This is a genomic window from Limnohabitans sp., assembly GCF_036804465.1.
Taxonomy (GTDB): domain Bacteria; phylum Pseudomonadota; class Gammaproteobacteria; order Burkholderiales; family Burkholderiaceae_C; genus Limnohabitans.
This window is the reverse complement of sequence record NZ_DAIRSK010000018.1, coordinates 51,976-66,285: the sequence shown is the minus strand read 5'-3', so window position 1 is coordinate 66,285 and position 14,310 is coordinate 51,976. Positions and strand designations below refer to the sequence as shown.

10 protein-coding genes and 1 tRNA gene are annotated in these 14,310 nt (G+C 54.7%); all 11 read left to right on the top strand.

Annotated elements, in window-relative coordinates:
* Positions 1-81 precede the first annotated feature (81 nt).
* The 11 genes from V7Q41_RS10800 to rsmB all read left to right on the top strand — a co-directional run bounded on the left by V7Q41_RS10800 (position 82) and on the right by rsmB (position 14,272).
* Positions 82-155 (top strand) — tRNA-Trp (locus V7Q41_RS10800).
* Between the two features lie 100 nt (positions 156-255).
* The gene (secE, locus tag V7Q41_RS10795) at positions 256-639 is read left to right on the top strand and encodes a preprotein translocase subunit SecE (protein ID WP_333845848.1); all 384 of its coding nucleotides are present in this window, start codon (positions 256-258) and stop codon (positions 637-639) included.
* The gene (nusG, locus tag V7Q41_RS10790; protein WP_333845847.1) at positions 639-1,238 is read left to right on the top strand and encodes a transcription termination/antitermination protein NusG; all 600 of its coding nucleotides are present in this window, start codon (positions 639-641) and stop codon (positions 1,236-1,238) included. Before secE ends, nusG begins: the two co-directional genes overlap by 1 nt.
* 133 nt (positions 1,239-1,371) lie before the next feature.
* Positions 1,372-1,803, top strand: coding sequence for a 50S ribosomal protein L11 (rplK, locus tag V7Q41_RS10785; protein WP_104800531.1), 432 nt, complete (start codon positions 1,372-1,374; stop codon positions 1,801-1,803).
* Positions 1,804-2,499, top strand: a complete 696-nt coding sequence (rplA, locus tag V7Q41_RS10780; protein WP_333845846.1) for a 50S ribosomal protein L1 — start codon at positions 1,804-1,806, stop codon at positions 2,497-2,499.
* 236 nt (positions 2,500-2,735) lie between these two features.
* Positions 2,736-3,242, top strand: a complete 507-nt coding sequence (gene rplJ / locus V7Q41_RS10775; RefSeq protein ID WP_333845845.1) for a 50S ribosomal protein L10 — start codon at positions 2,736-2,738, stop codon at positions 3,240-3,242.
* A 40-nt stretch (positions 3,243-3,282) separates the two neighbouring features.
* The gene (rplL, locus tag V7Q41_RS10770) at positions 3,283-3,657 is read left to right on the top strand and encodes a 50S ribosomal protein L7/L12 (RefSeq protein ID WP_333845844.1); all 375 of its coding nucleotides are present in this window, start codon (positions 3,283-3,285) and stop codon (positions 3,655-3,657) included.
* A 267-nt stretch (positions 3,658-3,924) separates the two neighbouring features.
* Positions 3,925-8,049 carry a DNA-directed RNA polymerase subunit beta gene (gene rpoB, locus V7Q41_RS10765; protein ID WP_333845843.1) on the top strand — a complete coding sequence of 1,375 codons (4,125 nt, stop codon included), beginning with the start codon at positions 3,925-3,927 and terminating at the stop codon, positions 8,047-8,049.
* 29 nt (positions 8,050-8,078) lie between these two features.
* A complete protein-coding gene (gene rpoC, locus V7Q41_RS10760) occupies positions 8,079-12,305 on the top strand; it encodes a DNA-directed RNA polymerase subunit beta' (RefSeq protein ID WP_333845842.1) in 4,227 nt (1,408 codons plus the stop codon).
* A 72-nt stretch (positions 12,306-12,377) separates the two neighbouring features.
* Positions 12,378-12,935, top strand: a complete 558-nt coding sequence (locus V7Q41_RS10755) for a LemA family protein (RefSeq protein WP_333845841.1) — start codon at positions 12,378-12,380, stop codon at positions 12,933-12,935.
* On the top strand, positions 12,932-14,272 hold the full coding sequence (gene rsmB / locus V7Q41_RS10750; RefSeq protein WP_333845840.1) for a 16S rRNA (cytosine(967)-C(5))-methyltransferase RsmB: 1,341 nt from the start codon (positions 12,932-12,934) through the stop codon (positions 14,270-14,272). The genes V7Q41_RS10755 and rsmB overlap by 4 nt, the downstream gene beginning before the upstream one ends.
* Positions 14,273-14,310 lie beyond the last annotated feature (38 nt).

Below are 14,310 nucleotides of genomic sequence, written 5' to 3'. Positions count from 1 at the left end.
ATTCGCGAAGGCGGTAAGACCGTTGGCGCGGGTGTGGTTGCCAAGATCATTGCCTGAGCCCTGGGTTCAGTCGCTAGATTTAGGGGCGTAGCTTAGTGGTAAAGTTGCGGTTTCCAAAACCGTCGATGGGGGTTCGATTCCCTCCGCCCCTGCCACTAAAGCATTAAAGCTCAGTGGTCTACCAAGCCCGCCATGATGGCGGGCTTCGCTGTCTTAAACAACGCATAAAAATTCGACACAGGAAAATCCTCATTCATGTCTGCAGCAAATATTGAAACCGTCTCGACGACCGCCGACAAAGCCAAACTTGTCTTGGCCGCGGTGTTGGTCGTGGCTGCTTTGGCCGGGTTTTACGCGCTGACTGAGCAAGGTCAGATCGTTCAGTGGTTGACATTGGTGGGCGGCTTGGTGGCTGCGGTGGTGGTATTTTTGTTGTCTTTCCCTGGTCGACAGTTGCTGGCTTTTGGCAATGACGCGTGGCGTGAGGTCAACAAGGTGGTGTGGCCAACGCGCAAAGAGTCGACACAAATGACTTTGTACGTGTTTGCCTTTGTGGTGATCATGGCGCTGTTCTTGTGGTTGACCGATAAGACCCTCGAATGGGTGTTCTACGACCTGATTCTGGGCTGGAAAAAATAATGACCGACGACATCATCGACAACGCCGCAGCTGATGCTGCAGCAACCCCGCCTGCATACGTGAACCCAGATTTGCGTTGGTATGTGGTGCATGCCTATTCAGGCATGGAAAAGGCTGTGGAGCGCAACATCCGCGAAAGCATCGCGCGCGCTGGCATGGAAACCAAATTCGGTCGTATCCTGGTGCCCACCGAAGAGGTGGTGGAAATGAAAAATGGCCAGCGTCGTACCGCTGAGCGCAAGTTTTTTCCTGGCTATGTGTTCGTTGAGATGGTCATGGATGATGAGTCATGGCACTTGGTCAAGCACACCAACAAAGTGACTGGATTTGTGGGTGGTGCTAAGAACCGTCCTGCCCCTATTTCTGAGGCCGAAGTCCAGAAAATCGTCAGCCAAATGCAAGACGGGGCTGACAAGCCGCGTCATAAAGTCGAGTTCATGGCGGGCGAGTTGGTGCGTGTCAAAGACGGCCCCTTCACAGATTTCAACGGTACGGTGGAAGAGGTCAATTACGAGAAGAGCAAAGTGCGCGTCTCGGTCACCATTTTCGGTCGTGCCACACCGGTGGAATTGGAATTTGGTCAGATTGAAAAGACGTAATTCTTTTTGACGACCGACCTGATCGGTTAAAAGTTTTTGGTTTAGCGCTTCCCGACTCGGCGCTAAATCTTTGAGGTGAGTCGTTAACCCCCGGGGAGTTCGCAAGAACGTTTGTACCCGCAAGGAGAAAAGCATGGCGAAAAAAATCGTCGGTTTTATCAAGCTGCAAGTGCCAGCAGGTAAGGCCAATCCATCACCACCCATCGGTCCAGCATTGGGCCAACGTGGTTTGAACATCATGGAATTCTGCAAGGCGTTCAACGCCCAGACCCAAGGCGTTGAGCCGGGCCTGCCTTTGCCAGTGGTCATCACTGCGTTTGCAGATAAATCATTCACCTTCATCATCAAGACGCCGCCAGCGACGACCTTGATCAAGAAGGCCATCAAGCTCGACAAGGGTTCTGCTCGCCCGCACGTCGACAAAGTTGGCAAGATCACGCGCGCTCAGCTCGAAGAGATCGCCAAAACCAAGATGGAAGACTTGAACGCGGCCGATCTGGACGCAGCTGTTCGCATCATCGCCGGCTCTGCCCGTTCGATGGGCGTGACTGTGGAGGGCGTGTAAATGTCTAAGTTGACCAAGAAACAAAAAGCCTTCGAAGGCAAAGTGGACAGCACCAAGTTGTACGCTTTGGTGGATGCTTTGGGTATTGTCAAAGAGTGCGCCACTGCGAAATTCGATGAGTCCATCGATGTGGCCGTGCAACTCGGTATTGACGCAAAGAAATCTGACCAAGTGGTGCGTGGCGCCGTGGTCTTGCCTAACGGCACTGGTAAAACTGCACGCGTCGCCGTGTTCGCCCAAGGCGCCAAGGCTGAAGAAGCCAAGGCCGCTGGTGCGGACGTGGTCGGTATGGACGACTTGGCCGCCATGGTCAAAGCCGGTGACATGCCTTTTGACGTCGTGATCGCTGCCCCTGACGCCATGCGCGTGGTGGGTACTTTGGGTCAAATCTTGGGCCCACGTGGCCTGATGCCTAACCCCAAAGTCGGCACTGTGACGCCAGATGTGGCGACTGCTGTGCGCAATGCCAAAGCGGGTCAAGTCCAATTCCGCGTTGACAAAGCCGGTATCGTGCACGGCACCATCGGTCGTCGTTCATTTGACACAGACAAGTTGCAAGGCAACTTGGCTGCATTGATCGAAGCCCTGAACAAGGCCAAGCCTTCTTCAAGCAAGGGTGTTTACCTTCGCAAAGTCGCCGTGTCTTCAACCATGGGTGTGGGCGTGCGTGTGGACGTGCAAACGCTCGGCGCCTAAGGCGACGGGCACAAATCCGGGTGCTGCGCAAGCGGTACCCAGAGTGGTGGGCTGAGGCAACTCTTGAGAGTTGCACAGGCCATCCAAGACCGTTGGTGCGGGGCTTGCCCTGCTTAATTGAATTGACCAACGCAGATGGCGATCCCGCTCGACGGAATTCTTCCTGACAGTTAGGTCGCTGCAAAAGTGGCGTGTCCAAGGGATCATCCCTGACGACACATTTAAAGGAGTAGACCTTGAGTCTTAATCGCAGTGAGAAAGAAGCGGTCATTTCAGAAGTGACCACGCTCGCCGCCCAAGCTCAAACGCTGGTGATTGCGGAATACCGCGGCATCACGGTCGCTGACATGACCAAATTGCGCAACCAAGCGCGCAGCAACGGTGTGAACCTGAGCGTGTTGAAAAACACACTCGCACGTCGTGCTGTGACGGGTAGCTCATTTGAAGTTGTCGCCGACCAGATGACCGGTCCGCTGATCTATGGCTTCTCTGTCGACGCAATTGCCGCCGCTAAGGTGGTGGCTAACTTCGCGAAAACCAACGACAAGTTGGTGATTCGCGGTGGCGTCTACGGTGGAAAAGCTTTGGACGCGAACGGCGTGAAGCAATTGGCAAGCATCCCTTCCAAAGAAGTGTTGTTGGCACAGTTGTGTGGCTTGTTGATGTCGCCTATGTCTCGCACCGCAGTGGTGTTGGGCGCTCTGGCGGCCAAAAAAGGCGAAGGCGAAGCTGTTGCCGCTTAAGGCCAGCATTCGTGTATTAACTAATTGTTAGGAAATAAAAATGGCATTTGATAAAGACGCATTTTTGACCGCGCTTGACGGCATGACGGTCTTGGAACTCAACGACTTGGTGAAAGCCATCGAAGAGAAGTTTGGCGTGAGCGCAGCTGCAATGGCTGCTCCCGCTGCTGGTGGTGGTGGTGGTGCTGCTGCAGCTGAAGAGAAAACAGAATTCAACGTCATGTTGCTCGAAGCTGGTGCAAACAAAGTGTCCGTGATCAAAGCAGTTCGCGAGATCACAGGTCTTGGCTTGAAAGAAGCCAAAGACGTGGTGGACGGTGCGCCAAAGGCCGTCAAAGAAGCCGTGTCTAAGGCTGACGCCGAAGCCGCCAAGAAGAAGCTGGAAGAAGCTGGTGCAAAGGTTGAGCTGAAGTAATTCGGTTCTCTCATGAGGCTGGAGTGTCCCCAAAGGGCCTCCAGCCTTCTGTGCTTACAGAGCACACCCAAAAACTAGCTTGGTCAATCGGTTCCAAGTCGTTTTTGAGTGTCTTCTGACCCCAACTGCAGAAGATGCCTTGGTTCGGGTTGCGTGCAATGCGCAACCGTCCGCCAACGCTGGTAGAGGCCAGCCGCCAAGCCTGATGTATGGGACGTGATGTCTCATGCGGAAAAACAGTTCTGAAAGATCAAGCACGGAGATCTCATGGCCCATAGTCAGTCCTACTCATACACCGAACGCAAGCGCATCCGCAAGAGTTTTGGTAGCCGCGACAGCGTGCTGGAAATTCCTTATTTGTTGCAAATGCAAAAAGACGCGTACACCGCGTTTTTGCAAGCTGACGTCATTTCCAAAAAGCGTACCAATGAAGGTCTGCAAGCGGCATTTGAAGCCGCATTCCCCATCGTGTCGCACAATGGTTTTGTTGAGATGAAATATCTCGAATACAACTTGGCCAAACCTGCCTTTGATGTGCGCGAATGTCAAACCCGTGGTTTGACTTTCTCATCAGCGGTGCGCGCACGCGTGCAACTCATCATTTATGACCGCGAGTCTTCGACGCCGCAGTCCAAAGTGGTCAAGGAAGTTAAAGAGCAAGAGGTCTACATGGGCGAAGTGCCTTTGATGACTGACAAAGGCTCATTCATCATCAACGGCACCGAGCGCGTGATCGTGTCTCAGTTGCATCGTTCACCAGGCGTGTTCTTCGAACACGACAAGGGCAAGACCCACAGCTCTGGCAAATTGTTGTTCAGCGCGCGCATCATCCCTTACCGCGGTTCATGGCTCGATTTCGAATTCGATCCCAAAGACTTGTTGTACTTTCGCGTCGACCGTCGCCGCAAGATGCCCGTCTCGATTTTGCTCAAGGCCATCGGCCTGACCCCAGAAACCATCCTCGCCAACTTCTTTGTGAACGACAACTTCCGCTTGATGGACAGCGGCGCTCAAATGGAATTTGTGGCCGAGCGCCTGCGCGGTGAAGTGGCGCGCTTTGACATCACCGACAAGTCTGGCAAAGTGATCGTTGCCAAAGACAAGCGCGTGACGGCCCGTCACACCCGCGAGTTGGACGAAAGCAAAACCACGCACATCAGCGTGCCAGAAGACTTCTTGGTTGGCCGCGTGTTGGCCAAAAACATCATCGACAGCGACACGGGCGAATTGATTGCCCGTGCCAACGATGAGTTGACCGAAGCCTTGCTCAAGAAACTGCGCGAAGCCGGTGTGCAAGAGCTGCAATGCATCTACACCAACGAACTCGACCAAGGTGCGTACATTTCGCAAACTTTGCGCACAGACGAAACCGTGGACGAATTCGCTGCACGCGTGGCCATCTACCGCATGATGCGTCCTGGCGAGCCACCCACAGAAGACGCGGTGCAAGCCTTGTTCCAACGTTTGTTCTACAACCCAGACACCTACGATTTGTCGCGTGTCGGTCGTATGAAATTCAATGCCAAAGTGGGCACCGCTGAATCGACAGGCCCGATGGTTTTGACCAACGATGACATTTTGTCAGTGGTGAAGATTTTGGTGGACTTGCGCAACGGGCGTGGTGAAGTCGATGACATCGATCACTTGGGCAACCGTCGTGTGCGTTGCGTCGGCGAGTTGGCCGAAAATCAATACCGCACCGGTTTGGCACGTATCGAAAAAGCCGTGAAAGAGCGTTTGGGTCAAGCCGAACAAGAGCCGCTCATGCCTCACGACTTGATCAACTCCAAGCCTATCTCTGCTGCACTCAAGGAATTCTTTGGCGCATCACAGCTGTCACAGTTCATGGACCAAACCAACCCCTTGGCCGAGATCACGCACAAGCGTCGCGTCTCTGCATTGGGCCCAGGCGGTTTGACCCGCGAGCGCGCTGGCTTTGAAGTGCGTGACGTGCACGTCACCCATTACGGTCGTGTGTGTCCTATCGAAACACCAGAAGGTCCCAACATTGGTTTGATCAACTCATTGGCTTTGTACGCCCGCTTGAACGAGTACGGTTTCATTGAAACCCCCTACCGTCGTGTGGTGGACGCCAAAGTCACGATGGACATCGATTACTTGTCTGCCATCGAAGAAGGCAAATACGTCATCGCTCAGGCCAACGCCACTTTGGACAAAGAAGGCAAGTTGATCGGCGATTTGGTGTCGGCCCGTGAAAACGGCGAATCCATTTTGTGCGGCGCTGAGCGCATCCAGTACATGGATGTGTCACCCGCTCAGATCGTCTCTGTGGCTGCCTCGTTGGTGCCATTCCTCGAGCACGATGACGCCAACCGCGCCTTGATGGGCGCCAACATGTCACGCCAAGCCGTGCCTGTCTTGCGACCAGAAAAGCCAATGGTCGGTACCGGTATCGAACGTGTTGCAGCGGTCGACTCTGGCACGGTGGTGACGGCCACGCGGGGTGGCGTGGTTGACTATGTGGACGCTACTCGCGTGGTGGTTCGCGTGAACGACGCTGAGGCTACAGCTGGCGAAGTGGGCGTGGACATCTACAACCTCATCAAGTACCAACGCTCCAACCAAAACACCAACATCCATCAGCGTCCGATCGTCAAACGTGGCGACAAGATTGCCAAGGGCGATGTGGTGGCTGACGGCGCATCGACAGATCTGGGCGAAATCGCCATCGGTCAAAACATGTTGATCGCCTTCATGCCTTGGAACGGTTACAACTTTGAAGACTCGATTTTGATCAGCGAGCGTGTGGTATCTGAAGACCGCTACACCTCGATCCACATCGAAGAACTCGTGGTGATGGCACGCGACACCAAGTTGGGCGCAGAAGAAATCACACGTGACATTCCCAACTTGGCTGAGCAACAGCTCAACCGTTTGGATGACTCGGGCATCATCTACGTGGGCGCAGAAGTGCAACCCGGCGACACCTTGGTTGGCAAGGTCACGCCCAAAGGCGAAACCACGCTGACGCCAGAAGAAAAACTGTTGCGCGCCATCTTCGGTGAAAAAGCAAGCGATGTGAAAGACACGTCTTTGCGCGTGAGCCAAGGCTCGCAAGGCACGGTCATCGATGTGCAAGTCTTCACCCGTGAAGGCATCGTGCGCGACAAACGTGCTCAGCAAATCATCGACGACGAACTCAAGCGTTTCCGCCTTGACTTGAACGATCAGCTCCGCATCGTGGAAGCCGATGCGTTTGACCGTATCGAAAAACTTTTGAGCGGCAAAACCGCCAATGGTGGCCCCAACAAGTTGGCCAAAGGCAGCAAGATTGACAAAGCCTATATGGCTTCTGTCGAGAAATTCCACTGGTTCGACATCCGTCCTTCTGATGAAGAAACGGCTGGCCAGTTAGAGAGCATCAAGAACGCGATGGAACAAACCCGTCACCGTTTTGACTTGGCCTTCGAAGAAAAGCGCAAGAAGTTGACGCAAGGCGACGAGTTGCCCGCAGGCGTGTTGAAGATGGTCAAGGTCTACTTGGCTGTCAAGCGTCGTTTGCAACCCGGTGACAAGATGGCCGGTCGTCACGGCAACAAAGGTGTGGTGTCCAAGATCGTTCCGGTCGAAGACATGCCCTACATGGCCGACGGCACACCGTGCGACATCGTGCTGAACCCCTTGGGTGTTCCTTCACGTATGAACGTGGGTCAGGTGCTGGAAGTTCACTTGGGCTGGGCGGGTAAAGGGATTGGCCAACGCATTGGCAACATGTTGCAAGAGCAAGCCAAAGCCGCTGAAATCCGCAGCTTCATGGAAGAGCTCTACAACGGCTCTGGTCGCAAGGAAGATCTGAGCAAGCTCAACGACGCGCAAATTGTCGAGATGGCTGGCAACTTGACCAACGGCGTGCCTTTTGCAACACCCGTGTTCGACGGCGCTGCAGAAGAAGACATCCGCACCATGTTGAAGTTGGCTTATCCAGATGACATCGCCAAGGCGAAGGGTCTGACAGCCACACGCACACAAGCGAACTTGTTTGACGGCCGTACGGGCGAGGCTTTTGAGCGTCCCACCACGATTGGCTACATGCACTTCTTGAAACTCCACCATTTGGTCGACGACAAGATGCACGCGCGCTCTACTGGCCCCTACAGCTTGGTCACACAGCAACCGCTGGGTGGCAAGGCGCAGTTTGGTGGTCAGCGATTTGGTGAGATGGAAGTGTGGGCTTTGGAAGCTTACGGCGCGTCTTACACCTTGCAAGAAATGCTCACCGTCAAGTCCGACGACGTGCAAGGCCGTACCAAGGTCTACGAGAGCATTGTCAAAGGCGAGCACTCGATCGAAGCGGGCATGCCCGAATCGTTCAACGTGTTGGTCAAAGAAATTCGTTCATTGGGCATCGACATTGAGTTGGACCGCGCGTAAGCGGTTTGACGAAAAGAAGGATTTAAAACATGAAATCATTACTCGACCTGTTCAAGCAGTTCACGCCCGATGAGCATTTCGATGCCATCAAAATTGGCATGGCTTCTCCAGAGAAGATCCGTTCATGGTCTTTTGGCGAAGTGAAAAAGCCAGAAACCATCAACTACCGCACCTTCAAGCCCGAGCGCGATGGTCTGTTTTGCGCCAAGATTTTTGGCCCTATCAAAGACTACGAATGTTTGTGCGGCAAATACAAACGCCTCAAGCACCGTGGCGTCATTTGCGAGAAGTGCGGCGTTGAAGTCACACAAACCAAAGTGCGTCGCGAACGTATGGGTCACATTGACCTGGCCGCACCATGCGCCCACATCTGGTTCTTGAAGTCATTGCCGTCGCGTTTGGGCCTCGTGCTCGACATGACCCTGCGTGACATCGAGCGCGTGTTGTACTTTGAAGCCTATGTCGTGACCGATCCTGGCATGACGCCTTTGAAGAAATTTGCCATCATGTCGGAAGATGACTTTGACGCCAAAGTGATCGAATACGGTGACGAATTCATTGCCAAGATGGGCGCCGAGGGCATCAAAGATTTGCTCGAAGGTCTTGACCTCGATGCGGAAATCGAAAAGCTGCGCAACGACCTCACAGGCTCTGAACTCAAGATCAAGAAAAACGCCAAGCGTTTGAAATTGATGGAGGCGTTCAAAAAGTCTGGCATCAAGCCCGAGTGGATGGTGTTGACCGTGTTGCCTGTGTTGCCGCCCGATTTGCGTCCCTTGGTGCCATTGGATGGCGGTCGTTTTGCAACCTCCGACTTGAACGACTTGTACCGTCGTGTGATCAACCGCAACAGCCGCTTGCGTCGTTTGCTCGAACTCAAGGCGCCTGAAATCATTGCACGCAACGAAAAGCGTATGTTGCAAGAAGCTGTAGACAGCTTGCTCGACAACGGCCGTCGCGGCAAAGCCATGACAGGCGCCAACAAGCGCGCCTTGAAGTCACTGGCTGACATGATCAAAGGCAAGAGCGGTCGTTTCCGTCAAAACTTGTTGGGCAAGCGCGTCGACTACTCAGGTCGTTCCGTGATTACCGTGGGCCCAACTTTGAAGCTGCACCAGTGCGGTTTGCCCAAGTTGATGGCACTCGAGTTGTTCAAGCCTTTCATCTTCTCGCGTCTTGAAGCCATGGGCATCGCAACCACCATCAAGGCGGCGAAGAAAGAAGTCGAATCCGGCTCAGCCGTGGTGTGGGACATTTTGGAAGAGGTGATCAAAGAGCACCCCGTCATGTTGAACCGTGCGCCTACGCTGCACCGCTTGGGTATCCAAGCGTTCGAGCCGATCTTGATCGAAGGCAAAGCCATTCAGTTGCACCCACTCGTGTGTTCAGCGTTCAACGCTGACTTTGACGGTGACCAAATGGCCGTTCACGTGCCTTTGTCTGTGGAAGCGCAGATGGAAGCCCGTACCTTGATGCTGGCCTCCAACAACATTTTGTTCCCTGCCAACGGCGAACCTTCCATTGTTCCCTCACAAGACGTGGTGTTGGGCTTGTACTACGCCACCCGTGACCGTATCAACGGCAAAGGTGAAGGCTTGGTGTTCGCTAACCTGACCGAAGTGCAACGCGCTTTGGACGCTGGCGTGGTCGAGTTGACCGCCAAAGTGGCCGTGCGCTTGACCGAGTGGAACAAAGACAAAGAAACCGGTGAATTCGTGCCAACCACCAGCTTGGTAGACACGACAGTGGGTCGCGCCTTGTTGTCTGAAATCTTGCCCAAGGGCTTGCCTTTCTCCAACATCAACAAAGCGTTGAAGAAAAAAGAAATCTCCAAGCTCATCAACGTCGCGTTTCGCAAGTGCGGCTTGAAAGACACCGTCGTGTTTGCCGACAAGTTGTTGCAAAACGGCTTCCGTTTGGCGACACGCGCAGGTATCTCGATCGCCATCGACGACATGTTGGTGCCGCCAGAAAAAGGCGCCATCATCAGTGCGTCTGAAAAAGAAGTCAAAGACATCGAACAGCAATACGTGTCCGGTTTGGTGACTTCGGGCGAGCGTTACAACAAGGTGGTGGACATCTGGGGCAAAGCGGGCGACGCAGTGTCCAAGGTCATGATGGATCAACTCCGCAAAGAAAAGACCATCGACCGCCACGGCAATGAAGTCGAACAAGAATCCTTCAACTCCATCTACATGATGGCCGACTCTGGCGCGCGTGGCTCTGCCGCTCAGATCCGTCAGTTGGCCGGTATGCGTGGTTTGATGGCCAAGCCTGACGGCTCCATCATTGAGACACCCATCACGGCGAACTTCCGTGAAGGTCTGAATGTGTTGCAGTACTTTATTTCCACCCACGGTGCGCGTAAGGGTCTGGCCGACACGGCGTTGAAGACTGCCAACTCGGGTTACTTGACGCGCCGTTTGGTGGACGTCACCCAAGACTTGGTCGTCACAGATCACGATTGCGGAACCACCAACGGTCAACTGATGCGCGCCATCGTTGAAGGTGGTGAAGTGATTGAATCTTTGCGTGACCGCGTTCTAGGTCGCGTGGCCATCGAAGACATCATCAACCCAGAAACACGTGCCGTGTTGGTTGAGGCTGGCATCATGCTGGACGAAGACATCATTGACGAGATCGAAGCCGCTGGCGTTGACGAAGTCAAAGTGCGCACCGCATTGAATTGCGAAACACGCTTTGGCCTGTGCGCCATGTGTTACGGGCGTGACTTGGGCCGCGGTGGCTTGGTCAACAACGGTGAAGCGGTCGGTGTGATTGCTGCGCAATCTATCGGCGAACCTGGCACACAGCTGACCATGCGCACCTTCCACATTGGTGGTGCAGCGTCTCGTGCGGCTGTCGCGTCTAGCGTCGAAGCCAAATCCAACGGTGTGATTGGCTTCAATGCCACCATGCGCTATGTGTCCAACACCAAAGGCGAGTTGGTGGTGATTTCTCGCTCCGGCGAGATCATCATCCACGACGAACATGGTCGCGAGCGCGAGCGTCACAAAGTGCCTTACGGTGCCATCTTGGCCATCAAGCCAGACCAAACCATCAAGGCTGGCGTGATCTTGGCCAACTGGGATCCGTTGACGCGTCCCATCATCACTGAATTCGCCGGCAAAGTGCAGTTCGAGAACGTCGAAGAAGGTCTCACTGTGGCCAAGCAAATGGACGAAGTCACGGGCTTGTCCACCTTGGTGGTGATTGACCCGAAGCGCCGCGGTGCAACCAAAGTGGTGCGTCCACAGGTCAAGCTGATCGATGCGTCTGGCAAAGAAGTGAAGATTCCTGGCACCGACCACCCGGTGACGATTGGCTTCCAAATCGGTGCCTTGCTGCAAGTGCGCGACGGCATGGATGTGGGCCCAGGCGAAGTCTTGGCGCGTATCCCTGTAGAAGGTCAAAAGACCCGCGACATCACCGGCGGGTTGCCGCGTGTGGCCGAGCTCTTCGAAGCACGCAGTCCTAAAGACAAAGGCATGCTGGCTGAGATGACCGGTACTGTGTCGTTTGGTAAAGAAACCAAAGGCAAAGTACGTTTGCAGATCACGGACCCAGAAGGCAAAGTGTGGGACGAACTCATTCCTAAAGAGAAGAACATCTTGGTCCACGAAGGCCAAGTGGTCAACAAGGGCGAGAGCGTGGTGGACGGCCCAGCCGATCCTCAAGACATCTTGCGTTTGCTCGGCATGGAAGAGTTGGCGCGCTACATCGTGGACGAAGTGCAAGACGTCTACCGCCTGCAAGGCGTGAAAATCAACGACAAGCACATTGAAGTGATCGTGCGTCAAATGCTGCGTCGTGTGGTGGTCGAAAGCGTCGGTGACTCCAACTACATTGCGGGCGAACAAGTGGAGCGTTCAGAAATTCTGAACACCAACGAAGCGCTGCAACGTGATGGAAAAATTCCTGCAACGTTCACCAACTTGTTGTTGGGTATCACCAAGGCGTCCTTGTCGACCGACTCGTTCATCTCTGCGGCTTCTTTCCAAGAAACCACACGGGTGTTGACCGAAGCGGCCATCATGGGCAAGCGCGACGAATTGCGTGGCTTGAAAGAAAACGTCATTGTTGGTCGCCTGATTCCTGCAGGCACGGGCATGGCTTATCACAAAGCGCGCAAGGTCAAAGACGCGATGGACGACGCAGAGCGCCGTGCCATTGCTGATGCCGAAGCAGCTGAGTTGGCTGGGGAGTCTTCTGACGAAGAAACCCAAGTCGATCACGGCGCTGGAGAAGCAGCGTAAAGCCCTCCTCAACAAAGGCCCGAAAGGGCCTTTGTTGTTTGGGCTCAACGGTAAAAGCACAAGGAGTTCAACATGCTCGACGCGTGGTGGTTTTGGCTGTTCGTGGCCGTGATGGTGTTTTGGAGTGTGGGTGCATACCGCCGTTTGGTGGGTTTGCGCACGGGGGTGAACAAGCAATTTGCCGTGCTTGAAGAGCTCATGCTGCGCTACCAAGCGCTTGTGCAAGAGGCCACCACCGCAGCGGTTACCTCGCCTTCGGGTTGGCAAACGGCAGTGTCTCCTGAGATGGGGGCCAGCCATTGGACACGCTTGCAAGTTGCAGCCAATTTATCCGCCATGGCATTGGCGCGGATGCAAGAGCATCCGCTCGAGCCTGCGTCTGCGATTGCGTTGGTGGCGACCAGCCGTGATTTACAAGATGCGTGGGAGTCGCTCACTCACCCCGATGTGTATTACGTCTCTGTGCCTGCAGAGTTGACCCAGCGCTGGGCTGAATTGGGTATTTCCATTCAGCCAGATTTACAGCGTTTCAACCAAGCGGTGGCCCACTACAACGATTCGATTGACATGTTCCCTGCCACGTGGATGGCACGCATGTTCAATTTCAAACCTGGACGTCTATTGGAATGATCGATCACGCACACCCATCCGTCCCACTGTGGCAGCAGCTGCAAGCTGTGGCCCAAGCCTTGGCGCAAGTGCGACGTGGTGTGTCAGGCACAGCAGCCTTAGAAACTGTGCCATCTGCATTGCGCCCGGGTGTACAAGCCTTGCTGTTTCAGGCTTTGCGTCAGCTAGGGCGTGCGCAGGCTTTGCGTGCGAAGTTGGCCTCGCGAGCGCCTGCCCCTTTGCCCGATGCCTTGCTTTGTACCGCGCTGGCTTTGGCGTGGGACCCAGAACACGCGCCGTATGAGCCCCACACTTTAGTGAACCAAGCGGTGGAAGCCGCCAAAAACACGCGCAGCTTGCAAATGCAAGCCAACTTTCTCAATGCATGTTTACGCCGCTTTTTGCGCGAACGCGATGCATTGGTGAAAGCCACCGACAGCGACATTCATGCCCAATGGAATCACCCCGAGTGGTGGATCAAACGCCTACAAACTGAGCACCCCAACCATTGGCAAGAGATTTTGCGTGCCAATAACCGCGCGGCGCCCATGACCTTGCGCGTCAACACCTCTGCCATCAGCCGTGAGGCCTTGCAAACAGATTGGAGCAACCATGGCTTGACATCGCAAGCGGTGGGCCATCAAGGTTTGGTGCTTGACCAAGCCCATGGCGTGCGTGACATTCCTGGTTTTGCTGAAGGTCTGTGCTCGGTGCAAGACGCTGCCGCACAATGCGCTGCGCAACTGTTGCTGAATGATTTAGGGTCCACGCATCAAGCCCTGCGGGTCCTTGATGCCTGCGCCGCGCCTGGCGGTAAAACTGCGCACTTGCTTGAACTGCTCAATCACCCATCAGAGGTCGTCGCACTTGATATCGACCCGCAGCGATGTGAGCGCATCGTGCAAAACATGCAGCGCATTGGCCGCACGGCCCAAGTCATTGCAGCCGACGCCGCTCAAACCAAAACATGGTGGGACGGCAAGTTGTTTGACGCTATTTTGTTGGATGCCCCGTGCACAGCTTCGGGCATCGTGCGCCGCCATCCCGATGTGCGCTGGTTACGCCGCGAGGCCGACATCGACAAACTTGCTGCTATCCAAAAGAACTTGCTCAAGCAACTCTGGCCCTTGGTCAAACCCGGCGGACGATTGCTGTATTGCACCTGCTCGGTTTTCTTGGCGGAGGGTGAGAATCAAGTCAAAACGTTTGTTGAACACAACACCAATGCCCGTTTACTGCCCTCCTTGGGGCATTTAAGACCCCAAAGTCTCGCCACAAGCACCGCCCTCACCGACAATCTATCCGGTGATCACGATGGCTTTTACTACGCACTGTTGGAAAAAATCCCCACGTCTTGAGGAGCTCTTTTGGAGCGCTGTCAAGCGCGGACGTTGGC